This is a genomic window from Lentzea sp. NPDC037011, assembly GCF_055607425.1.
Genome location: NZ_JBVJRT010000003.1, coordinates 668,409 through 689,862 on the forward strand (window position 1 = coordinate 668,409; position 21,454 = coordinate 689,862).

Sequence of the window (21,454 nt, forward strand, 5' to 3'; positions counted from 1 at the left end):
ACCTGACGGCCGTCTGCACACTCCACAAAGGACGGCGATGATGAACAAGACCGCTTTGGCCGCAGTGTTCGCGACGGTTCCCCTCATGCTCGCGCCCACCGCGTCGAGTGCGATCGCCTGCTACGACAACCTCTCCAGCTCGGTCGGGACCATGGCCACGATCGTGCGCGACGAGTTCATCAAGCCCGTCTGCCAGGCGCAGCTGCAACCGGGAGCAGAGCGCCAGGACGTGACACAGCTGCGGGAGGTCGTGATCCCGCAGGCGATCAACAACCTCGCCGGCATGAAGCTGATCTTCGAGCGGTCCAAGCCGGTCCTCGACGGCCTGGTGGAGAAGTGCTACTCGCCGCAGGACTTCTGCAGCCCGGACGCGGTGGGCCGGGCCGTGCGGTGCATCAAGTCCGAGTTGCCCGACATCGCGGCGGCGACGCTGAGCGCGACCACGCTCTCGGAATCCTGCGACGGGTTCGAGGCGGTGGCCAAGACCGATCCGCAGGGACTGCGCGAGCGGGCCCGCGCCGCCGCCGACTCCTACATCACCTACCTGCGCGGGTAGTCCCCTGGTTCAGTCGCCGTGCGGGTCCTCGGCGTTGAGGGCGGCCACGACCTGGTCGTAGTCGCCGCGGGCCTCGCCGTAGCGCAGGAACTTGACCCGCTCCACCTGGATCTCCCGCACGTCGGGCCGGGCCTCGATGATCCCCATGACCTCGGCGACGTACTCGTCGAGCGGCATGGCGTGGTCGTTGTCGGCCTGGCCCGGCAGCAGGTCCGTCTGCACCGACGGCGGCTCCAGCTCGGTCACCTGCACGGAGGTGCCGGCCAGCTGCAGCCGCAGCGTCTCGCTGAGCATGTGGATCGCGGCCTTGGTGGCGTTGTAGCTGGGCGTCACCTTGAGCGGCGCGAACGCGAGCCCGGACGACACGGTCATGATGGTGGCGTCCGGTCGCGTCTGCAGGTGCTCCACGAACGCCGCGATGAGGCGGATCGGCCCGAGGAGGTTCGTCGTCACGGTCGTCTCCGCCGACTCCAGGAAGGTCTCCGGCCGGCGCCAGTCCTCCACGCGCATGACACCCGCCATGGTGATGAGGACGTTCAGCTCGGGGAAGCGCGCCAGCACGTCCTTGGCCGCGTCCTTGACGCTGTCCGCGTCGGCCGTGTCGATCCGCACGGTCTCGACACCGGGGTGCTCGGCCGCGATGCGCTCCAGCAGCTCGGTGCGGCGGCCACCGACGACCACGGTGTTGCCGCGTTCGTGCAGGGCCAGCGCGAGCGCCAGGCCGATGCCGCTGGTGGCGCCGGGGATGAAGACGGTGTTTCCGGTGATGTCCATGAGTGAAAGCTTCTGCCGTTGCCGTCGCACGCGGCAGAGAGCGCTTATCGGGGGATCGGCGATCCCTGGCTCACGGCGCACACACGCCGATACTGAAGCCATGGACCGTGTGGAACTCGCAGCCTTCCTCCGCCGCCGACGCGAAGAGCTCCGGCCGGAGGACGTCGGTCTGCCCGTGGGCGCACGTCGGCGAGCGGCAGGCCTCAGGCGCGAGGAGGTCGCAGCGCTGGCTGCGATGTCCACGGACTACTACACGCGCCTTGAACAACAACGCGGCCCGCAACCGAGCGAGCAGATGCTGGCGGCACTGGCCCGCGCGCTGCGCCTGACCGACGACGCCCGCGACTACCTGTTCCGCATCGCCGGCCGCAACGCGCCGTCCCCGTCGGTCACCAGCACCCACGTCGCCCCCGCGCTGCAACGCGTGCTGGACCGCCTCACCGACACCCCGGCGCTGATCCTCTCCAACCTCGGCGAGGTGCTGCTGCAGAACCGGCACGCGGCCGCGCTCTACGGCGACTCGTCGAAGTTCACCGGCCTGGCGCGCAGCGGCATCTACCGCTGGTTCACCGACCCGGACGAACGCCTGATCTACCCCGAGCACGACCGCGACCGCCAGTCCCGCGCCCAAGTCGCGAACCTACGAGCTGCGTACGGCGCTATGGGCGCACGTTCACGTGCAGGCGAGCTGGTGCGTGTGCTGTCGCGAGAGAGTGCCGAGTTCGCGGAACTGTGGGAACGCCACGAGGTCGCGAAGCGGTTCGAGGACCACAAGGTGCTGGTGCACCCGCAACTGGGCGAGATCGAGGTCGACTGCCAGGCGCTGTTCACCGAGGACCAGTCGCAGGCGCTGCTGGTGCTGACCGCACCGCCGCGCACGGAGGCGTTCGACAAGATCCAGCTGCTGGGCGTGCTGGGGCACGAGACGTTCGAGGACGTCAGGTAGGCCGGCACCCGGTCGTGCTGGTGCCACCGCCGGACGGTGCGGCCACGGTGACGGTGACCTGCACGCAGCCCTCCGCGGTCAGCAGGATGTTGCCGAACACGGCCTGCCCGTCGAACTCGGTGCTGTAGGAAAGCCCCTTCGTCGCCGTCCGCGGACGCTCGGCCGCGATCGTGACGGTCGCGCTCCTCAGGAACGTGACCCGGTCGCTCGGCGTGAACCGGCCCCACGCGACCCGGCAGCGCGGGGAGTAGCGCAGCTCGGCGGTGCCCAGGAAGTTGCGCTGGGCGGTGTTGATCTCGACGCTGTCCAGCGTGGTGACCTCCGGGTCGTAGGCGCACCCGGACTCCTTCGGGTCGGCGCCGTCGGCGACCGGAGCCGCGGTTCCGGCGAACCTCGGCGTCGTGTCCGCCGACGGGGGCGAGGTCTCCGGTGGAGTGCGGTTCGCGCCCCACCACCGGGCTGTTCCGAACGCCGCCGCGACCAGGACGGCGACCACCGCGACGATGGCCGGTCCGGCGCCGGCCTTCCCGGCGGCCCGCTCGGGTTCGCGGGGAGCGGCCGGGGCCGGTTCGTCCGGCGGCAGGCCGAGGTCCGCGCGGGCCTGGACCCAGCGGCGCCGCCACTCGTCCACCTCACCGCCGCACGCCTGGACGTACGCCTTCGTGACGTCCCAGGTGGGGAGGCGGTGACCGCTGGCAGCGGACGACAGGGTCGCTTTGGATAAGTGGACCCTGGCCGCCATGGAGCGGTAGGACTCGCCACCGGCCGCGTCCCTCAGCTTCCTGAGCTCGGCGGCGAACAGCTGGGCCGGACCGGTGGACCCGTCGATCGGCCGTTCGGGACGAGGCATGCGCATCCCTCCGGTTGTCCGGACCTGTTGTCCACGCCTGGACAGCGTGTTGGCCAACCCGGTCCGCGCTTAGACCTGAATGGCGATTCCCTTCACTGGTCCACATGTCCGACAGCACGGCGCATTACGCGCAACACCCGGACGGGCCAGCGATTCCACTGACGGAGGAAAGGACCGACGATGAGAAGTCTTGTCCGCGGTGTGGCTGTGCCGGCAGCGGTGGTCCCGCGAACGGCACGGCGAGCACCGTGCCGATCCTCCACCCGGAGATCAGCGGCAACGTCCTCGGCTGGGTGGACCTGCGGTGGAGCACCGGCTGCCAGATCAACTGGGCCAGGGTGCGGATGAACTCCGGTGCCGCGTACGCCGTGCCCTCGCTCGGCATCCGGGTGTGGGCGGTGCGCCCCGGCGACGGCACCAGCACGTGGGGCCACGCCTGCAACCCCGGCCCCTACTACGCGTCGTCCGCCTTCTCCGGACAGCTCAACGGGAGCTCCAACCAGGTCGTGTGCGCCTACGGGGGGCTCGCCTACCAGCCGGTCAACGGCCCGGTCGGTTGGCGGCAGGCGAGCTGCTGCTTCTGACGGCGAGAGGTGGGCCCGTGGCCGCGGGCCCACCCCCGGCTGTGCCTAGAAGGTCAGCTTCCAGGCGTTGATGTAGCCGGTGTCGCTGCGGTACGTGTCCCGCACCTGCAGCTTCCACACGCCGTTCGCGACCTCGCTGGAGGCGTTGGTCGTGTAGGTCTCCACCACGTTGTCCGCGGAGTCGGAGGTGCTGGAGTCCTTCAGGCGGTACGCCGTGCCGTCCGGGGCGATGAGGTCGATCACCAGGTCGCCGCGGTAGGTGTGCACGACGTCGACGCCGACCTTGAGCGTGGCCGGGGCGTTGCCGGTGAGGCCGGAGACGGTGATCGAGCTGGTCACGGCCGAGCCGGCGTCGGGGATGGCGACGTCGGCGGTGTTCTCGAAGGTCTGGCCGGGCGGGGTGGTGCCGGTGTCGACCGCGGCGAACGCGTCGACGCGGCCCTCGCCGAAGAAGTTGTTCTTGGCGGTGGTGCCGCTGCACCGGGTGTCGGAGCAGGACAGGTCGTCGGCCTGGGTCGCGAGCAGCGTGCGCAGCTGCGCGGGGGTGGCCGTCGGGTTGACCGACTTCAGGAGTGCGGCGACGCCCGCGACGTGCGGGGAGGCCATCGACGTGCCGGACTTCGAACCGAACCGGCCGCCGGGGACGGTCGAGTAGACGCTGTCACCGGGGGCGGCGACGTGGATCTTGTCGGTGCCGAAGTTCGAGAACGACGACTTGGCGTTCGAGGAGGTGATCGACGAGACGCTGACGACGCCGGAGAGCTCACCGGGCACGCTCAGGCAGGCGTTGCTGATCGTGCGGGTCGCGGGCGTGGAGTCGTTGGGGCTGGTCGTGTCCGTGGACTTGGCCGCCAGGTTGTAGTTCTCGTTGCCGGCGGCGGCGACGGTGAGCACGCCCTTGCCCTCGGCGTAGGCGACGGCGCGCTTCACGCCCTCCAGGATCGCGTCCTGGTCGGCGTTGCTCGGGCAGTTGAACAACCAGGGATCGGTGTAGTAGCTGTTGTTGGTCACCTCGAAGCCGCGGTCACCGGAGAAGACCATGGCGCAGATGGTGTTCTCCGCGAAGAACAACCCGCTCGGCTTCTCCGCGATGCGCACCGACGCGATCTTCACGCCCGGCGCCACGCCGACCATGCCCACGCCATTCTTGGCGGCCGCGATCGTGCCTGCGACGTGCGTGCCGTGCGTGTCCGTGTCACGCCACGAGCCCGTGCGCGTGTCGAGCTTGCCGTAGGCGCACGACGCCGAGTTGGCCGCGTCGAAGTTGGCCTTGAGGTCGGCGTGCTGGTCGTCGACACCGGTGTCGAGCACACCGACGGTGACGGTGGGCGAGCCCTGGTTGACCGCCCACGCGCGGTCGGCGCCGATCTGGCTCATGTCCGTGCGCACCGGCTCACCGGCGGCGGGTGTGGCCTGCGCCGGGGCGGCCGGGACGGCCGGGTTCGCCGCCTCGGCGGGCACGTCGGAGGTGCGGGTCGCGCCGACCTTCTGCACGCCGCTCACCGACCGCATCCGGGTCGCGAAGTCCGCGGAACCGGAGTGGGCGACGACGACGCCGATCGCGTCGTAGGAGGCCCAGACCGTGCCGCTGTTGCTCGCGACCGCGGACTTGGCGCCCGCCGTGTCACCGGGTGCGGTGATGACCAGGTACGACCGGTTGCCCGCCGCGGGTGCCGCCGCTGCCGGGGTTGCCGCCGCCAGGACCCCGGCGCCCACGACCGCAGCGATGACCGCGGCACGCAGGCGTGTTCTTGTACGCACGAACACGATTCCTCCAACACTCCTCGCGGGCTGTCCCCGCGCAGTGTGCGCGGGGCGCAGGGGCCCGTCACGAGCTGAAGAGGAGCATCGCAGGCGTCAGGGACGCGCGGAGTTCAGAAACCCTACGAAAGTCGTGCCAGCCGGTCAGCCAGCCAGGCCAGCGAGAGCGGGTAGCGGTAGTCGATGGCGGCGTGACCGGCGTCGAACAGCTCGAAGTGGACGCGCTCGTCCGGCACGCCCACCGCGGCCAGCTCGGCGCGGAACGCCTCGGCGCCCAGGTCGAGGTGGTACTCGTCGCTGCGGCCCGCGTCGATCCACACCGCGTGCAACGAGCGCACCGCGCCGGCGTGGGTCGCGACCATGCGGACCGGGTCCCGGTCGAGCCAGCGCTGCCACACGTCGGGGCGCAGGACGCCGGTCACCGGGTCGAACGGCAGCTCCGGGGTGCCGTCGTCGAGGGCGGAGAAGCAGGCCGCGACGCCGAGGGTGCTCAGGAGGGTGGCGTCCGCGGGCTTGGTGAAGGCCGGACGACCCTGGAAATCGGCCCACCACGCGCGGATGTCGTGGTCATAGGCGCGTAGGAAACGCACGGCCTTGGCGAAGTCGGGCAGGTAGCAGTACTCGTAGAGCGTGTCGCCCGCGTGCGTGGCCAGTGCGCCGAACAGGTCGGGGCGCAGCATCGGGGTGATCATCGCGCCGAAGCCGCCGGAGGACTTGCCGGCGATGGCACGGGACTGCGGGGCCGGGATCGTGCGGTAGTGCGCGTCGACCCACGGCACGATCTCGTCGCACAGGTACGAGTGGTAACGGCCGGTGCCGGGGGAGTCGACGAACTGCGAGCCGCCGTAGGTGGTCCAGGCGTCGACGTAGACGACGACGCACGGCGGGGCGCCGTTCGCGAACACGGCGTCCGCGGTCTCGACGAACGGCTGGCGGAACGGCGTGCGGTTGGCCCACATGCCCAGGTGGCCGGTGTAGCCCTGGATCACGTACACGGCCGGGTAGCGCTCGTCGGACGAGTCGTAGCCCGGCGGCACGTACACCCACAGCGGGCGCTCGTGCGGGTCGCCGAGCGGGTTGCCGCGCAGCAGCTCGGATTCGACGGTGTGCCGGTCGAGCCGGCCGGCGAGTTCGCCCTCCCACGGAAGCATGCGACCGAGTCAACCACGATCTTGCTGTTGGCTCGCGAACCTCGCTACGCGCGCACGGTTGCCGCACGACGCTTTGCACCACTGCTGGCGGCCGTGCTGCTGCACGAAGTACCGCACGCACCTGGGGGCCTGGCACGAACGCAGGCGGGGTGCGAGCGGGCCGGTGAGGAACTCGACGACCGCGAGGGCCAGTGCGCCCTCGACGAGCGCGGGCCCCTGTGCCGCGGTCTGCAGCCGGCGCCGGACGCCGTCCTCGATCGTCACGACGGTCTCGGCTCGCAGCGCGTTGACGGCGTTGTGCAGGACGACGGCGGCCTCGGTGTCGCTCATCCGCCGCGTCCGCTCGACCCGGCTGGGCAGGTGCGGGAACACGGAGGCGGCGAACGCCGAACGCGCGGCGAACCGCAGGGTGCGCAGGCGGTCCGGCACCACGAGTGCGCCGGGGAAGCGGTTCGCGACCCAGTTGTGCACCTCCGCGTCGGTGGCGAGGTGGTCGGCCACGCCGCTGTTGCCGTCGTCGGCGATGGTGCTGACCAACGCCAGCGCCGTCACGCCGTCGGTGCCGTCCGGCAGTGTGAACACCAAGCCTCCGCTAACGGTAAATGCAGATTTACCGTTAGCCTAGCTCGGGTGACGACTCTCCTGCACCTCAGCGACTGCCACCTCGACGGTTCACCGGAGCGGGCGGACCGGCTCCGCGCGGTGCTCGACCTGCTGCCCGCGAACCGGCAGCCGGACGCGGTCGTGCTCACCGGCGACATCGCCGACAACGGCGTCGAGCCCGAGTACGAGCAGTTCAGCGCGGTGATGGAGGGACGGCTGCCGTGGCTCGCGGTGCCGGGCAACCACGACGTGCCCGCGCTGGTGCCGTCCGTGCCGGTGCTCGACGTGGGCGAGCTGCGGGTGATCGGCGTCGACGTGGTCGTGCCGGGGGAGAACCACGGCGTGCTGCGCGAGGAGGAGGCCGACCGGGTGGCCGCGCTCGCCGCGGGCGCCGAGCGGACGGTGCTCGCGTTCCACCAGCCCCCGATGGAGATCGGCCACACCTACGTCGACCCGATGCGGCTGCTGAACGCGGACGCGCTGGCAGCGCTCGTCGACCGCATCGGCACCGTCACGGCGATCCTCTGCGGACACGTCCACACCGCGTGCGTGGCGCAGTTCGCGGGCGTGCCCGTGCTCGTGGCGCCCGGCATCGTCTCCGCGGCGAACCTCGACGGCGACCACCCGACCGCGAACCGCGAGCACCCGCCGGGCATGGCACTGCACCAGTTCACCGGGCACGGCATCGTCACGACGTTCCACTACGCGTGCTGACCGGCCCGGTCCGTCACACGGGACGCCACAGCCGCAGCTGCAGCATCGCCGCGAACCGGGCGTCCGGGTCGGTCAGGTCGAGCTCGCCCACCTCGGCCAGGCGCCGCAGCCGGTAGCGGAACGTGTTGGGGTGCACGAAGACGGCGGCCGAGGCGGCGGCGACGTCGCCGAAGGCGTCCAGCCACGCGCTGAGCGTCTCCACGAGGTTGCCGTTGTGCCGGAGGTCGTAGTCGATCAGCCGCGCCACCGGGCCGGTGAGGGTGTCGCCGCGTTCGGCGATCAGGTCGGCCAGCTCCAGCAGCAGGCCCTCGCTGTGCACGTCGGACACCCGTGCGACCGCGCGCTGCGACCGGCCGGCGCGCAGCACCCGCAACGCCAGGTCGGCGCCCGCCTTGGACCGGGCGAGGGTCAGCCCGTCGGCCACCGGCCCGACGCCGACGACGACCCGGTCGCCGATGCGGGTGCGGAAGTCCGTGGCGATCCGCAGCGCCCGGTCCTCGGACTCGGTGGGCAGGATCGCGTAGGCGACGTCACCGACGAGCGCGGCGGCCGCACGCGGGTGGACGGCGGTGAGGTGCATGGCGAACGCGTCCGCGACCTGCTGGCGTTCGGCCAGCAGCCGGGCGTGCTCCGCCGGGTCGTCCACGTGCGAGTCGGCGAGCGCGAGGACGAGCACCACGCACTCCTGGTCGGTCAGCCCGAGCCGGCGCACCGCCTCCGCCGCACCCGCACCGCCCTCGACCGCGGTGCTGACCAGGTCCGCGCGCAACCGGCGTTCGACGTCGGCACCCGCACGCTGCCGCATCAGGTGCAGCGCCACGAGCTTGGCCGCGTCGCAGAACGCCAGCTCGCGGTCCGCGGGCAGCGGCGCCCGCACGGCCGCCCAGATCGAGCCGAGCACCTCGTCGCCCGCCCGCACCGCGACCGCGACCCTGGGCAGGCACACACCCCCGTCGTCGTCGGGCAGGTCCGAGATGTAGACGGGCTGGTCGCTGCGGTAGAGCCGGCGGAACACCCCGCGTGCCTCCAGCAGCTGCGAGTACCGCGCGGGCACCTGCCGCCCCAGGATCGTCTGCACGCGCGAGGCGTCCGCCTGCTCCTGCCGCCCGGAGAACGCGAGCACCCGCGAGCTGCGGTCCTCGATCGTCACCGGCGCGCTGATCAGCGACGCGACGGCGTTGGCCAGCGCGAACAGGTCACCGGCCGGGGTGCCGCCCAGTGTCTCCGAGTCGGTGACCTCGCCCTCGGCCAGCAACGACCGCAGCAGCGCGGCCAGCTGCGTCCACGACGCCCCCGGCGCGAGCCCGAGCAGCGCCACACCGGAGCGGTCGGCCGCCGCGGCGACCTCGTCGGTCAGCACGACCGGGCCGCGCACGACGAGCCCGGCCGCGCCGAGCGCGCCCAGCTCATCGAGGCGGGCCCGCACGTCCGCCGGTTCCCGCACGCCGACGCCGAGCACCAGCGCGCGCGGCGGCAGCACCTGGTCGTCGTGCGGGTCGTCGATCACCACGCCGCCGATGCCACCGGCCCGCGCGGGGTCGCCGCGGACCAGGTCGATCAGCGTCGTGCCGAGGTCGTCGAGCACGCGGGCGAGGCCGGTTCGGTTGCTCACCCCGCCACCGTGCCACGGGAACCGTCTACAGAGGAATCCCTTGCGCGCCCGACGTCCGCTGCCTCACCGCACGGCACGCCCAGCACTCCAGCGAGCGACGACGGCGGTGGTCGACAGGACCAGAGCGGCCGCGACCCAGGTGATGCCGCGAAAAGCCCCGGTGAGCGCCTCGGCCGCGGCGGTGGAGCTCCGGGCGTCCAGCAACGAGGCCGATCCTCCGGCCCGCTCGCGGTAGAACACCGCGGTCACGGTGCCGAGGACGGCGATCCCCACCGCCGCGCCGGTCTCGTACGACACGGACTCGATCCCCGCGGCCGCCCCGGCCTGCTGCTCCGGCGCGGTCGTCATGACCAGGTCGGACGCGATCATCTGGACCAGGCCGTGGCCGAACCCGACAAGCACGAGTCCTCCCGCGAACACCACGTCCGACGCCACCAGCGCGTAGCCCGCCGCGGCGAGGGCCAGGCCACCCGGTACCGCCAGGCGTGCGCCCAGCCGCGGCAGGAGCCATCCTCCGATCGGGCCCGCGAGCACCGCCGCCACCGGCATGGGCAGCAGCCGCCACGCCGCCTCGGCCGGCGACAGACCGAGCGCCAGTTGCAGGTACTGCACCAGTTGCAGCTCGAACCCGACCATCACCAGCACCGGCAGCACCGAGATGACGACCCCGGCCCGCAACGGTGGCAGCCGGAACAGCGACAGGTCGAGCAGAGGGTGCTCCAGCACGCGCTGCCGGCGCAGGAACACCACGATCGCCAGGACTCCGGCCGCGCCCGGTACGACCACCTCCGCCACCCCCACCCCGTCGTGGGTGAGAGCGATGACCGCGTAGGCGGTCCCCACCGAACCGATCACCGCCAGCACCGGCGACAACGCCTCCCACGGCCGCGGCTCCGGTTCCGGGTTGTTGCGCAGCACCAGCAGCACCGCCGGTACCGCCACCGCCACGACCGGCAGGTTGACCAGGAACGTCGAGCCCCACCAGAAGTGGTGCAGCAGGAACCCGCCGGCCACCGGCCCCAGTGCCGACGCCCCCGCCGCCACCGCGCTCCACCCGCCGATCGCGACGGCGTGCTCGCGCGGATCGGAGAACGTCTGCCGGATCACCGCCAGCGTCGCCGGGATGATCATCGCCGCTCCCACCGCCAGCAACGCCCGGCCGGCGACGAGCGCGAGCGGCGTGCCGGCCAGTGAGGAGAACGCGGAAGCCACCCCGAACACACCCAGCCCGATCAGCAGCAGCCGCCGATGACCGATGCGGTCTCCCAGCGGCCCGGTGACCAGGACCAGGCCGATCATCAGCAACGAGTAGACGTCCACCACCCACAGCAGTTCGGTGGTGGAGGCGTCGAGCGCCTCGGCGAGCGTGGGCACCGCGATGGTCAGGATCGTGACGTCGACGGCGGCGGGGAGGAAGCAGAGCAGGACCACCGCGAGCACCAGCCACCGCCTGGCAGCGCCGACACCGGTCGCCGACGTCACCGGAAGAGTCCCAGGGCCGTCCTGGTCTTCGCGATGAGGTCGTGCAGCTCGGCGATGCCGGGGGCGAAGAACATGCAGCTCAGTCTGCCGCAGCCGAGGTCGGTCAACTCAGCCGGAACCACCCCGCGGTCGGCGTGCCTGGGCGAGGCGACCAAATTTCCGAGCTGCCGCAGCAGTTCCGGCAGCGTCAAGCCGGTCGGCAGACCGTAGAAGTCGTAGTTCGCGATGGTCGTCGTTTCCAGGTAGTCCGGCCCGATCAGCTCGTACCCGAACTCGTGCACGTGCGTGGACCCGGTTCGGCGGGCGTTGAGGTCGTGGGCGTACACGACGCCGTCGCGGGCGATCGCGTCGATGCCGAAGTGGCCTCGGTAACCGCGCCGCTGGAGCTCCCGCGCCAGCCGCATCCCGCCGTCGACCAGTGCCCGGTACCACCAGCGCGTGCGCAGCTCCCGCGAGGTGACGTTGCCGCGCAGGTGCGTGGCACCCTCGAACAGCATCTCGGTGGTGTAGCAAAGGCGTGGTTCCGCGGTTTCGGGCACCACGTACTCCACGGACGGGAACTCGACGTCGCCGTCGAGGAACTCCTCGACCACGACCGGTTCGTCCGCGTAGAACTGGCTGCCGGCCAGCGTGCGCGCCACGTGCTCGGCGGTGTCGCCCGGCTGGAAGATGAGCAGCCCGAGACTCGCCTCGCCCCGGTCGGCCTTCACGATGCACGGCGTCCCCGCGGCGAGCATCGCCGTCACAGCGGCCGTGACCGCCTCCTGGCCGGCGTGGTGCTCACCCGCCGGAACGCGGAACGGGCCTTCGAGCATGCCGAGGTCCGCGGCGAGGTCGCGCAGCCCGGTCTTGGTGTCGGCCAGGTCGCGCAGGGACTGGTCGGGAGTGCTCTCCGGCAGCTCGGCGGTGACCCCGTGCCGTTCCCGCAGCACCTCGGCGAACAGCCACAGGTCGGCGGTGGTGGTGTGCGGGATGATCCGGATCCGGCGACCGGGGCCGGCGTGGTCCGCGAGCGCGGCCATCAACGCCGGGTCGGCGATCATGTCGGCGAACAGCGAGCCCGTCGACCGCGACGGCCACAGGTTCACCACCCCCGGGAGCTCCAGGAACTCCTGGTGCCAGGCCAGGTCGCCGATCGGTTCGTAGGTGACGAGCACCTTGTCCAGCGGGCCCCAGAACAGTGCCTGGTCCTGCTGGGCGTAGCACTCGGCGAGCAGCGCGTCGACGTCGTCCGCGCGGATCGCGAAGTCGCGCAAGGTGTCCACGGCGTTGCACACGCAGACGGTGGGCACGTGCTGGTCGGTCACGGTTCCTCCTCGGTCGTTGTGCGCAGCAGTCCGTCTCCTCGGGACACCAGGTCGACCGCGGACGACACCACGTGCCAGAACAGCTCCTCACCGAACGACGCGGAGGCGCCGGAGGTGCTGGAGAGGATGCCGCGGGTGGTCGTGGTGGTCACGTCCGCGGGGTGGAGGTAGACGCCTGCGCGTGGTGGGTGGTCGTGGTCCAGGCGCAGCCCGGACACGAGGTCGGGGCGCAGGAACAGCATCAGGCTGGTCTCGGTGAGCCCGGCGTGCTCGGCGTGCCAGCCGGGGAAGGCGGGGGAGCGCTCGGCCAGCCAGCTGTCGTCGACCAGGCTCCACCAGCTCAGCGCCATGAACTCCTTGCCGTGGGCGGCCGGGCGCCTGGCGACGTCGTCGAGCGCCTCGAACACGAAGGGCTCGTTCTCGAAGTGCCCGTTGACGACCAGCAACCTCTTGAACGGCAACGCGCACAGCGATTCCAGCGCGTCCACCAGGAAGTCCAGCAACGACCGCCCGCGCACGTGGACGGTGCCGGGGAAGGACAGCCCGCCACCGCTCTGCGGTAGCGACCGGGCCGCGATGGACTGCACCGGCAGCGTGAGCGCGGTGAGCTCGTAGGCGATCTGCTGGGCGAACGCCTCTGCCAGCACGAAGTCGACGGACAGCGGCAGGTGCGGCCCGTGCTGCTCGATCGAGCCGATCGGCCACACGACCGTGCGCCCCGCGGTGGCCTCGACCACCTCGGCGCTGCTGACGTCGCAGAGCCGGGGCCCGGTCGACCGGGGCGTCACGACGGCACCCGCCGGGTCCGGTCGAGCACCTCGGTCTCGGCGACGATCCTGGTCAGCGTCGGGTAGAGGTCGGTGTGCAGCGCGGTGTAGACCTGGGCGGCGCACGCGCCGACCCGCAGGTAGTCGTGCACGTCCCGGCCGCACTCGACACCGCCGGAACCGAGCACCGGCAGGGTGAAACCCGCACGCCGCAGGCGCCAGATCGAGGCGAGCACCAGCGGTTTGATGCCGGGGCCGGAGTACCCGAACGTGCCACCGAGGCGCAGCAGGCCGGTGTCGGGATCGACGGCCGCGGCGGGCAGGGTGTCGCTGAGCGTCAGCGCGTCCGCGCCCGCGGCCTCGGCGGCCGCCGCCCTGGCCGGCAGCCCTTCGCCGCTGGCGAGCTTGACGGCGAACGGGATCGTGGTCGCGGCACGGGCCGCCGCGGTGTAGGCGTGGACGCGTTCCGGGGTGTCCTCCAGGCCGTCCTCCTCGTTGAGGCACGAGATGCCCAGCTCCAGGGCGCGGCAGCCGGTGCCCTCGACCTCGGCGGCCAGCTCGGCGAGCTCCCCGGGGCTGTTGGCGTGCAGCGAGGCGATCACCGGCAGGCCGTCGGCCGCCATCCCGCGCAGCACGGAAAGCCAGTGCCCGACAGGGCGCTTGGAGTAGGTGGTGCTGTTCATCATGCCGGTGGGCAGCCGGATGATGCGCTCGTCGAGGCCCGCCGGCGGGCTGGGGTGGATGGTCTTGGTGACCACCGCGCCCGCGCCCGCGTCCAGCATCCTGCGCAGGGTGCGTTCCTGGTCGGTGAGCAGTCCCGAGCCGACCAGCACCGGCGACGTCACGTCGATGCCGAGCACGGTGGTGCCCACCTCAGGCCGCCGTCCTGGCCCGGCCGAGGGCGGCGAGCACGCCGTCCACCAGCAGGCCGGGCGCCTCCGCGAACTCGGCCGCGGACAGGAAGACGGCGTCGGCGACCCGTGCCAGGCCTTTGAGCAGGTGGCTGGCCGAGTCGGCGAAGGGCTGCTCGGTGATCCCGACGATCGGGCGGCCCAGAGCGCTGGCCCAGCCCAGCTCGATGTGCGTGCCGTCGGTGCGCAGCAGGGTGCCGTCGGCGAGCACCGGCAGCACCGGTACGAACACGTCGCACGCGCGCATCCAGCCGAAGTCGCGTTCGGACACCTGGTCCGGGGTGAAGTCCGCGGTGGTGACGCCGAAGCGCTCGGCGACGTGCGCGGACAACACCGCGCCGCCCGCCCGCTCCACCTGGTCGATGGCCGCGTGCAGCCGGTCGCTGACCGCGCCGAGCATGCCGCCCGGCACCAGCGCGTGCTGGATCGGACCGCCGACGAACACGGTGGCGCCCGTCAGCGGGCGCGAAGGGGGAACCATTCCGGCAGCTCCTTCGGGTTTCGCGATGCCGGGCCGCGGGAGTCGGCGGGTATCGCGATCCGGTTGACAGAAGATGTGGGCACTGAATTGCCCGTTCGGGCATTGGTGGGTGAGGCGCGAGAGCGTGGCCGCAGGGACCGCAATTGCGGATCGCCTGTCACGGCCTTCGTTGTCCACAAGGCCTCGGCCTCGATCAGGCTGGCACGAGTCGCCGATAGCCGCAACATCAACCACGAACACTTTTAACGGCAACAGAATCCACTGCTCAGCAGCAATCAGGGCTTCTACGTGCGCAAATATCGAGTCCACAAAGGAGGTACGAAACCCGAAAAACACCCGTTCGGATCATATATGAGACCGATTGAACTATGAAAACTCCTAGTACACCCCACTGGGCGTTGACCGTCGGCGAAGTCGATGCGTAGCTTCAGGACATCGAGCTGCGCGCGACCATTACCGGCTTGTTCCACCTCATCGAGCCTGGGGTCTGACAACTCGCACGCACGACGACACAACCCCTCCCGGAATTGGGTGAAACCCCCGGAAGAAGTAGGGAAACTGCTCATGAATTCGTTGCAGACGATCAAGCGCATCCTGTCCGCCGACGTGCTGGTCGAGATCCCCGAGGACCGGATGGGTCTCGACGACCAGCTCCGCGAGGGCTACGGCATGGACTCGCTCGGGTTCGTGGAGCTGCGCGTGCGCTGCGAAGAGGTCTTCGGCGTGGAGATCGAGGACGGGGCACTCGCCGGGCTGATGACGCTCGGTGACGTCCTCGCCCTGGTCGAGCGGCTGACCAGGGCGCAGCACTCGACCGCGGGCGCCTGACCCGCCCTGGACCACGACACGAAAGGGCGACCAGTGGCCGCACCTGTTGATCATCCCCGGACCGACGAGGTCACGGCGCGTCTGCTGCGCGGCACCGAGCTGCACCTGAACCACTACGGTGCGCCCCGGTTGCCGTTCGCCTGCACCGGCGGACGTGGTCTCGAGCTCGACGTCATCGACCTCACCCCGGAACACCGGGGCAGGCGGATGCGGTTGCTCGACGCCAGCGGCGGGTACGCCAGCGCCGCGCTGGGCGTCGGCCACGAGGTGGTGCTCCGGGCGCTGGCGCGCGGGGTGACCGGAGCAGGCAGTGCGACCGACGAGCTCGGTTCGCTGGAACGCGCGGAGCTGCTCGACCGGCTGTTCGGCCCTGGCGGGCTGTGGACCGGCCACTTCCCCACCGGCGAGTACCACGTCAGCGGGCGCAACTCCGGGTCGGAGGGCAACGAGCTGGCGCTGCGGCTGGTGCTGGAGTCGCGGTACGACCCACGCCGGCTGCGCCGCCGCCCCGGCAAGGAGCACCGGGACACCGTCCTCGCCTTCGAAGGCGCCTGGCACGGGTGGACCGACGGGCTCGTGCCACTGCTCAACCGCCGCCACTACCAGGCCGGTCTGCCGGGACAGGTGCCGCCCGAGCACGGCGGGGTGCGCGTCGAGCACCTCCCCTTCGGCTCCACCGAGGCACTGACCGGGTACTTCGCCGCCCACGCCGACCGGTTGCTGGCCGTGGTGGTCGAGCCGGTGCAGGGTGACGCGGGCGTGCTCCGGCCGCCGCCGGGCTACCTGCGCGGGCTGTCCGAGCTGTGCCGGGCGGAGGGCGTGCTGCTGGTCGCCGACGAGGTGCTCACCTTCGCCAAGACCGGCGACTGGTTCGCCATGCGCGACGACGCGGGCCCGGTGCCCACCGACGTGACGGTGATCGGCAAGTACCTGGGCATGGGGGCGGTCTCGACCTCGATGGTGATCGCCCGGCGCGACCTGACCGTGCGCGCGTCCGGTGCGGTGGCCACGTCCGACCTGCGCCCGCTGACCTGCGCGGTGATCCGCGACGGGGTCGAGCACGTGGTGGCGGAGGGCCTGCTGCCGGCTTCGGCGGAGGTGGGCGCGCACCTGGCGGAACGGCTGCACCGGGACCTGGTCGAACGGTTCCCCCGCGTGTTCACCGAGGTGCGCGGCACGGGCGTGATGCTGGGCGTGGAGCTCACCGCGGAAGCGGGCACCCGGATCGGCGCGCTGCGCCGGGCGCTGCTGGACGCCGGCGTCTACGTGGAGTTCATGGCGGGAGCGGGCAGGCGGTCCGGCGGACTGCGGTACGTGCACCCGACGATGCGGGTCGCGCCACCGCTGATCACCGGTCGCGCCGACGCCGACGAGATCGCCGCCCGGCTGGCCGCGGGCACCGAGGCGCTGCTGGCGGCGTGGTGAACCCGTCGCTGCGGACCCGCATCGAGCACGTCGACACCGACGCGACCGGGATCGTGCACTTCTCCCGCTACACCTCGCTCATGGAGACCGCGGGCACCGAGTACCTGGAGGAGCACGGCGCCGGGCTGACCGCGTTCACCGCGACGGGGATCGACGTGGTCCTCACCGACCTGCGGGTGCGCTACCTCGCCAGTGCCGTCCACCGGGACCGGATCGTCGGTGAGGCCAGGGTGGCGCAGGCCGGCGCGGCCCGGCTGCGCCTGGCGGTGACCCTGTCGCGCGAGGAGCCCGGCGGCGCCCGCACCCCGCTGGTGTCCGGCGAGCTGACCTTCGGCGCGGTCGATCCCGCGACCCGCCACCCCGTCCCGCTTCCACCCCCGATCCGAGCCATCCTGAAAGGACTGCACGCGGATGCGCAACTCCACGCAGCTCCCGGCACTGGCGCGCACGGCGCGACCGCTGGGCATCTCCGAGATCAGCCGCCTGGTGCGCGGACGGCACCCGAGGCTGTTCATCGACCGGGTCCTCGACCACGAACCGGGTGAGTTCCTGCACAGCATGTTCGCCGTGTCGGCGGAGATGGGTGCCCTCTCAGGACATCTGCCCGAGCGCGGCCTGGTCCCGGGGGTGATCCTGCCGGGCAGCCACACGATGCAGGCGTTCGCACAGTCGGGGGTGCTGCTCTACCAGCTCAGCAGCTCACCCCTGCAGGAGGACGAGGTCACCCTGGTCGGCACGGTCAAGTCCCGCTTCCTCGCCCCGGTGGTGCCGGGTGACCAGGTGGTGCTGGACGTGCGCGCCGACCGCCTGTCCGGGTCCACGTTCACCTTCTCCGCCACCGCGAAGGTGCAGGGGCGGTCGGTGGCGGGCTTCCGCGGTGCGATGAGCAGGGCGAAGGTCGACTCGTCCGGCGGGCACCTGTGGTGAACCCGGTCGTCACCGGCATGGCCTGGGACACACCGCTGGGCGACTCGCTGGACGGGGTGTGGACGCGTCTGTGCGCGGGGGAGTCGGGAGTGGCACCGGTGCCCTCCGCGCACCCGCTGCGCAACGCCGAGGCGGCTCTGGTCGACGACCTGCCCTACGACGGCACACCCGGCGAACGGCAGCGCGCATTGGCCGCACGAGTGCTCCTGGCCGCGTTCGCCGACGCCGGCCTGTCCCCGGCGGACTCCGGGGTGGGCCTCGTGCTGGGCACGAGCTTCGGCGCGGCCCTCGACGAGGAGGAGGAGTCGCTGCACGCCTGGGCCGACGACGCCGTCGCGGCGATCGGGCACCCGGTCGCCCCGGTGTGCGTGGCCACGGCGTGCTCGGCGGGATCGGACGCGATCGCCGTGGCGCACGCGCTGGTGTCGTCAGGTGCGCGGCGGATCTGCGTCGCGGGCGGGGTGGACGTGGTGACGGAGGCGAAACGCCTGGGCCACAGCGCGTTGGGCACGATGAGCCCCACCGGTTCCCGCGCCTTCGACAAGACCCGTGACGGCATGGTCCTCGGCGAGGGCGCCGCGTTCCTCGTCCTGGAACACCCGGACTCCGCACGGGAACGCGGCGTGCGGGTGCGCGCGACCCTGGCCGGCGTGGGAGCGGCGAACGACGCCACCGGCCTCACCGCTCCGGACCCGACGGGCCGCAGCGTGGTCCTGGCCCTGCGTCGCTGCCTGGCCTCGGCCGGCCTCGGCCCCGCCGAGGTGGCGGTGGTGAACGCGCACGGCACCGGCACCGCCCTCAACGACGAGGTGGAGGTGACCGGTCTGCGCGAGGTCTTCGGCGAGCGCAGCCCGACGATCTTCGCCACCAAGGGAGCACTGGGCCACAGCCTCGGCGCCAGCGGGGCGATCGAGGCGGTGGCGACGATCCTGGCCCTGCGCGAGCGGGTGGTTCCCCCGATCTTCGGCCTCCGCGAGCCCGCCTCCTCGCTGACCTTCCCGGTGGGGTCGGCGGCACCCGTCACCGCGGGCGCGGCGGTGAGCACCACCCTCGGCTTCGGGGGCTTCGACACGTGCCTGCTCTTCACCGGGGAGGCGGTGTGACCACGCTTCCCGCCGGGACGACGGTGGTCGGCTCGGCCACCATCACCACCGGTGACCTCGCCGAGCACACCGCCAACAAGCCCTCGTTCTACGCCGACCCCGCGGCCTGGCTGGTCGCCGCCACGGCGCACCGGGCGCTGACGGACTCGCCCGCCGACGTCCTGGCCGGAGCCGAGGACACCGGTGTGCTGGTCATGAGCGCGAACGGCAGCCGCGACACGCTGCGCGCCATCGCCCGTTCGCTGCCGAGGGTCTCACCGCTGCGCTTCGCGGGTGCCAACCCCGGTGTGCTGGCGGGCCTGTCGTGCCTGCGCTGGGGCCTGCGCGGCCCGTCGCTGCTGCTGGCCGCACACCCGGACGCGGCAGCGGGCGTGGCGTTCACCGTGGCCGACAGCTGGCTGCGCACCGGCCAGGCGCGGCACGTGCTGCTGATAGGACTGCAAACCGAACCGGGCGGCCACCTCTGCCGGTGCCTGGTGCTCAGCACCGAGGAGGTGCCACCGTGCCCGAGTTGACGTTCGAGGGCGTCGCGGAGTTCATCGACCGCACCCGGGACGTCGGCGGTCGCTCCGGCCCGGGACTGGCCGAGGTGCTCGGGGACCTCGACGGCCTCGGCCTGGCGCCGGGTGACGCCGTCCTGCTGGCGATGACCAACGGTGTCGACCTGGTGCGGGTCCACCTGGCGACACTGCTGCTGGGCCTGGTTCCGCTGGCGGTGTCGCCGGGAACCCCGTGGGAACGCGTGCAAGCGCTGGCCGGACACGTGGGCGCGCGGGTCGCCGTGACGACCCGGCTGGTGGGCTCCGGCGAGGGCAGGCCGGTCGGCGGAGCCACCGCGCTGTCCACCGGGGCGGCGGGCATCCGGTACGAGCCGGGCGAGGTGCTGCTCTCGACCTCCGGCACCTCGGGCATGTTCAGCGCGTGCGTCCACCGCGTCCCCTCCCTGTTGCGCAACGCCGTCCGTCACGCCGGGGCGACGGGACTCACCTCATCGGACGCGGTGCTGGCGAACTTGCCGCTCTACTACTCCTACGCGATGGTCGCCCAAGTCCTCGCGGCGTACTGCGCGGGAGCACGGCTGGTGATCTCGGGTCCGCCCTTCTCTCCCGCCGGCTACCGCGACGCGGTGTCGAAGCACGGGGTCACCCACTCGGCGCTCACCCCGACCGTGGTCCGGCAGCTCCTCGCGGACGGAGCGGGTCTGCCGCCGGTCAGGGCACTGGCCGTCGGCGGGGATCGGCTGGCCCCGGCGGAGGTGGCCTCCCTGCTGGCCGCCAGACCTCACGGGGAGCTGTACCTGACCTACGGTCTGACCGAGGCAGGCCCCAGGGTGTCCACGCTCGCCGCACACGCGGAACCGGCGCACCGCCACGACTCGGTCGGCCTGCCGCTGCCGGGCGTCCAGGTGTCGTTGCGCGACGTGCGGGACGGGGTGGGCGAACTGCTGGTCACCTCGGACACCGCGCTGATCCGCCGAGTCGGCCCGCGAGCGGCCAGGGGCCTGGTGGCGCCGGGTGTGATAGCCACCGGGGACGCCTTCTCCGTCGTCGACGGCTACCTCAGGTTCAAGGGCAGGCTGTCGGACTTCGTGGTGCTCAAGGGCGAGAAGGTCTCCCTGGCGACGGTTCGCCAAGCGGCCTTCGCCATCCCCGGCGTGGTCAGCTGCACCCCGTCGGTGATCCAGGGCGACGACGGCACCCCGGTCCTCGACGTGCACCTGGGGATGACCGACCCCGCGCCCGGTGCGGAACGCACAGCCCTCCGAACCCTCAACTCACTCCTCCTGCCGGCCGAACGTCCCCGTTCGGTCCACGTGCGGCCCGCCGACCCCTCCGCTCTCCGAAAATGAGCCTCCGCCTGGGCGTCACCGTCCCGGAAGGGCTTTCCGGCAGGGAGCTGCGCGAGTTCGCGCGGAGAGCGGAGTCGTTGGGGTACGACCACCTGTCGGTGGCGGAACACCTGTCGTCGCACACACCGGCGTACGAGTCGGCGACCCTCGTGGCCCACCTCGCCGCGGTGACCACCAGGATCGAACTGTGCACGTGCATGCTGATCCTGCCCCACCGGCCGGTGGTCCTGGCGGCCAAACAGGCCGCCCAGCTCTCGGACCTGGCCGAGGGCCGGCTCCGCCTGGGCGTGGCCGCGGGCGGCGACCCCGCGGAGTCAGCCGCGCTGGGTCTCGCCCCCGCCACCCGCGCTGCCCTGTTCGGCGAACAACTGGCGGCCCTGCGCCGTTTGTGGACCGGTGACGAGGTGAGTGCCGAAGGTGCCCACGTGACCTTCGGTCCGGTCACCCTCACCCCTCGCCCGACCCACCACATCCCGCTGTGGCTGGGCGGAGGCTCTCTTCGCACGGCAGGACGACCCGGCCAGGAGGTGCTCCTCCGAACAGCAAGGCACGCTGACGGCTTCACGATGTCGCGGCTCCTGGCCAACAGGGTCGAATGCGGCTCACGAGTGGTCGAAGCCCTCCGCGCAGCACTCAGCGCGGTGGGTCGCGATCCGTCGGCCTTCGGCGTGGAAGCCCGCCTCCTCCCCGAACGGACCCCGGACTGGAGAACGCAGGCACGTTCCTGGAAAGAGGCAGGAGCCACCCACCTCACCGTCACCACGGACGACTCGGACCTGCTCGCCCAGGTCATCGCTGCGATGAGGTGATCGCTCCACGCGTC

23 protein-coding genes are annotated in these 21,454 nt (G+C 72.0%); 12 read left to right on the plus strand and 11 right to left on the minus strand.

What is annotated here, in order from left to right; genetic code table 11:
* The first annotated feature begins 40 nt into the window (after nt 1–40).
* Nucleotides 41–556 carry a hypothetical protein gene (locus ACZ7CH_RS11520; RefSeq protein ID WP_458431961.1) on the plus strand — a complete coding sequence of 172 codons (516 nt, stop codon included), beginning with the start codon at nt 41–43 and terminating at the stop codon, nt 554–556.
* 9 nt (nt 557–565) lie between these two features.
* On the opposite strand, the gene ACZ7CH_RS11525 is transcribed toward ACZ7CH_RS11520, so the two are convergent.
* Nucleotides 566–1,330 carry an SDR family oxidoreductase gene (locus ACZ7CH_RS11525; protein ID WP_458431962.1) on the minus strand — a complete coding sequence of 255 codons (765 nt, stop codon included), beginning with the start codon at nt 1,328–1,330 and terminating at the stop codon, nt 566–568.
* 100 nt (nt 1,331–1,430) lie between these two features.
* Between ACZ7CH_RS11525 and ACZ7CH_RS11530 the strand changes: the two genes are divergently transcribed.
* Nucleotides 1,431–2,276, plus strand: a complete 846-nt coding sequence (locus tag ACZ7CH_RS11530) for an MmyB family transcriptional regulator (protein WP_360388864.1) — start codon at nt 1,431–1,433, stop codon at nt 2,274–2,276.
* Here ACZ7CH_RS11530 and ACZ7CH_RS11535 read toward each other — a convergent pair.
* Nucleotides 2,269–3,126, minus strand: coding sequence for a helix-turn-helix domain-containing protein (locus ACZ7CH_RS11535; protein ID WP_470373780.1), 858 nt, complete (start codon nt 3,124–3,126; stop codon nt 2,269–2,271). The genes ACZ7CH_RS11530 and ACZ7CH_RS11535 overlap by 8 nt on opposite strands.
* 248 nt (nt 3,127–3,374) lie before the next feature.
* Here ACZ7CH_RS11535 and ACZ7CH_RS11540 point away from each other — a divergent pair, with 248 nt between their 5' ends.
* Nucleotides 3,375–3,710: a hypothetical protein gene (locus ACZ7CH_RS11540; RefSeq protein WP_470373781.1), complete on the plus strand. Its 336-nt coding sequence runs from the start codon at nt 3,375–3,377 to the stop codon at nt 3,708–3,710.
* A 45-nt stretch (nt 3,711–3,755) separates the two neighbouring features.
* On the opposite strand, the gene ACZ7CH_RS11545 is transcribed toward ACZ7CH_RS11540, so the two are convergent.
* The 3 genes from ACZ7CH_RS11545 to ACZ7CH_RS11555 form a co-directional block, all read right to left on the minus strand.
* The gene (locus tag ACZ7CH_RS11545; RefSeq protein ID WP_470373782.1) at nt 3,756–5,471 is read right to left on the minus strand and encodes a S8 family peptidase; all 1,716 of its coding nucleotides are present in this window, start codon (nt 5,469–5,471) and stop codon (nt 3,756–3,758) included.
* A gap of 122 nt (nt 5,472–5,593) precedes the next feature.
* Nucleotides 5,594–6,622 (minus strand): alpha/beta hydrolase-fold protein, encoded by a 1,029-nt coding sequence (locus tag ACZ7CH_RS11550; RefSeq protein ID WP_360388855.1) that lies wholly within the window; start codon nt 6,620–6,622, stop codon nt 5,594–5,596.
* Nucleotides 6,623–6,631: 9 nt separating this feature from the next.
* Nucleotides 6,632–7,204, minus strand: a complete 573-nt coding sequence (locus ACZ7CH_RS11555) for a CGNR zinc finger domain-containing protein (protein ID WP_470373783.1) — start codon at nt 7,202–7,204, stop codon at nt 6,632–6,634.
* Between the two features lie 48 nt (nt 7,205–7,252).
* On the opposite strand from ACZ7CH_RS11555, the gene ACZ7CH_RS11560 reads away from it, so the two are divergent.
* Nucleotides 7,253–7,939: a metallophosphoesterase family protein gene (locus ACZ7CH_RS11560; protein WP_360388849.1), complete on the plus strand. Its 687-nt coding sequence runs from the start codon at nt 7,253–7,255 to the stop codon at nt 7,937–7,939.
* A gap of 13 nt (nt 7,940–7,952) precedes the next feature.
* Here ACZ7CH_RS11560 and ACZ7CH_RS11565 read toward each other — a convergent pair whose 3' ends face one another.
* The 6 genes from ACZ7CH_RS11565 to ACZ7CH_RS11590 form a co-directional block, all read right to left on the minus strand.
* The gene (locus ACZ7CH_RS11565; RefSeq protein WP_470373784.1) at nt 7,953–9,551 is read right to left on the minus strand and encodes a PucR family transcriptional regulator; all 1,599 of its coding nucleotides are present in this window, start codon (nt 9,549–9,551) and stop codon (nt 7,953–7,955) included.
* Between the two features lie 63 nt (nt 9,552–9,614).
* The gene (locus ACZ7CH_RS11570) at nt 9,615–11,033 is read right to left on the minus strand and encodes an MFS transporter (protein ID WP_470373785.1); all 1,419 of its coding nucleotides are present in this window, start codon (nt 11,031–11,033) and stop codon (nt 9,615–9,617) included.
* Entirely contained in the window at nt 11,030–12,340 is a 1,311-nt protein-coding gene (locus tag ACZ7CH_RS11575; RefSeq protein ID WP_470373786.1) for an ATP-grasp domain-containing protein, read from the minus strand. Before ACZ7CH_RS11575 ends, ACZ7CH_RS11570 begins: the two co-directional genes overlap by 4 nt.
* Entirely contained in the window at nt 12,337–13,128 is a 792-nt protein-coding gene (locus ACZ7CH_RS11580; protein ID WP_470373787.1) for a creatininase family protein, read from the minus strand. Before ACZ7CH_RS11580 ends, ACZ7CH_RS11575 begins: the two co-directional genes overlap by 4 nt.
* Nucleotides 13,125–13,979, minus strand: coding sequence for a beta/alpha barrel domain-containing protein (locus tag ACZ7CH_RS11585; protein WP_470373788.1), 855 nt, complete (start codon nt 13,977–13,979; stop codon nt 13,125–13,127). Before ACZ7CH_RS11585 ends, ACZ7CH_RS11580 begins: the two co-directional genes overlap by 4 nt.
* 1 nt (nt 13,980) lies before the next feature.
* Nucleotides 13,981–14,499 (minus strand): hypothetical protein, encoded by a 519-nt coding sequence (locus ACZ7CH_RS11590; protein ID WP_360388833.1) that lies wholly within the window; start codon nt 14,497–14,499, stop codon nt 13,981–13,983.
* Nucleotides 14,500–15,063: 564 nt separating this feature from the next.
* On the opposite strand from ACZ7CH_RS11590, the gene ACZ7CH_RS11595 reads away from it, so the two are divergent.
* Genes ACZ7CH_RS11595 through ACZ7CH_RS11630 form a run of 8 tightly spaced genes read left to right on the plus strand, consistent with a single transcriptional unit; the run spans nt 15,064 to nt 21,440 of the window.
* Nucleotides 15,064–15,327, plus strand: a complete 264-nt coding sequence (locus ACZ7CH_RS11595; RefSeq protein WP_360388830.1) for an acyl carrier protein — start codon at nt 15,064–15,066, stop codon at nt 15,325–15,327.
* A gap of 33 nt (nt 15,328–15,360) precedes the next feature.
* Nucleotides 15,361–16,752 (plus strand): aminotransferase class III-fold pyridoxal phosphate-dependent enzyme, encoded by a 1,392-nt coding sequence (locus ACZ7CH_RS11600; protein ID WP_360388827.1) that lies wholly within the window; start codon nt 15,361–15,363, stop codon nt 16,750–16,752.
* Complete coding sequence (locus ACZ7CH_RS11605) at nt 16,746–17,297, plus strand: acyl-CoA thioesterase (protein WP_360388824.1); 552 nt, start codon at nt 16,746–16,748, stop codon at nt 17,295–17,297. Before ACZ7CH_RS11600 ends, ACZ7CH_RS11605 begins: the two co-directional genes overlap by 7 nt.
* The gene (locus ACZ7CH_RS11610) at nt 17,239–17,679 is read left to right on the plus strand and encodes a 3-hydroxyacyl-ACP dehydratase FabZ family protein (RefSeq protein WP_360388822.1); all 441 of its coding nucleotides are present in this window, start codon (nt 17,239–17,241) and stop codon (nt 17,677–17,679) included. Before ACZ7CH_RS11605 ends, ACZ7CH_RS11610 begins: the two co-directional genes overlap by 59 nt.
* Entirely contained in the window at nt 17,676–18,782 is a 1,107-nt protein-coding gene (locus tag ACZ7CH_RS11615; protein WP_360388819.1) for a beta-ketoacyl synthase N-terminal-like domain-containing protein, read from the plus strand. Before ACZ7CH_RS11610 ends, ACZ7CH_RS11615 begins: the two co-directional genes overlap by 4 nt.
* Complete coding sequence (locus ACZ7CH_RS11620; RefSeq protein ID WP_470373789.1) at nt 18,779–19,297, plus strand: beta-ketoacyl synthase N-terminal-like domain-containing protein; 519 nt, start codon at nt 18,779–18,781, stop codon at nt 19,295–19,297. The genes ACZ7CH_RS11615 and ACZ7CH_RS11620 overlap by 4 nt, the downstream gene beginning before the upstream one ends.
* Nucleotides 19,285–20,631, plus strand: a complete 1,347-nt coding sequence (locus tag ACZ7CH_RS11625) for a class I adenylate-forming enzyme family protein (protein ID WP_470373790.1) — start codon at nt 19,285–19,287, stop codon at nt 20,629–20,631. Before ACZ7CH_RS11620 ends, ACZ7CH_RS11625 begins: the two co-directional genes overlap by 13 nt.
* The gene (locus tag ACZ7CH_RS11630) at nt 20,628–21,440 is read left to right on the plus strand and encodes an LLM class flavin-dependent oxidoreductase (RefSeq protein WP_470373791.1); all 813 of its coding nucleotides are present in this window, start codon (nt 20,628–20,630) and stop codon (nt 21,438–21,440) included. Before ACZ7CH_RS11625 ends, ACZ7CH_RS11630 begins: the two co-directional genes overlap by 4 nt.
* The last annotated feature ends 14 nt before the right edge of the window (nt 21,441–21,454 follow it).

Coding starts and splice junctions, on each gene's coding strand:
- ACZ7CH_RS11520 (WP_458431961.1), top strand. CDS start 41: ATGAACAAGACCGCTTTGGCCGCAGTGTTCGCGACGGTTCCCCTCATG.
- ACZ7CH_RS11550 (WP_360388855.1), bottom strand. CDS start 6,622: ATGCTTCCGTGGGAGGGCGAACTCGCCGGCCGGCTCGACCGGCACACC.
- ACZ7CH_RS11525 (WP_458431962.1), bottom strand. CDS start 1,330: ATGGACATCACCGGAAACACCGTCTTCATCCCCGGCGCCACCAGCGGC.
- ACZ7CH_RS11530 (WP_360388864.1), top strand. CDS start 1,431: ATGGACCGTGTGGAACTCGCAGCCTTCCTCCGCCGCCGACGCGAAGAG.
- ACZ7CH_RS11535 (WP_470373780.1), bottom strand. CDS start 3,126: ATGCCTCGTCCCGAACGGCCGATCGACGGGTCCACCGGTCCGGCCCAG.
- ACZ7CH_RS11590 (WP_360388833.1), bottom strand. CDS start 14,499: ATGGTTCCCCCTTCGCGCCCGCTGACGGGCGCCACCGTGTTCGTCGGC.
- ACZ7CH_RS11630 (WP_470373791.1), top strand. CDS start 20,628: ATGAGCCTCCGCCTGGGCGTCACCGTCCCGGAAGGGCTTTCCGGCAGG.
- ACZ7CH_RS11595 (WP_360388830.1), top strand. CDS start 15,064: ATGAATTCGTTGCAGACGATCAAGCGCATCCTGTCCGCCGACGTGCTG.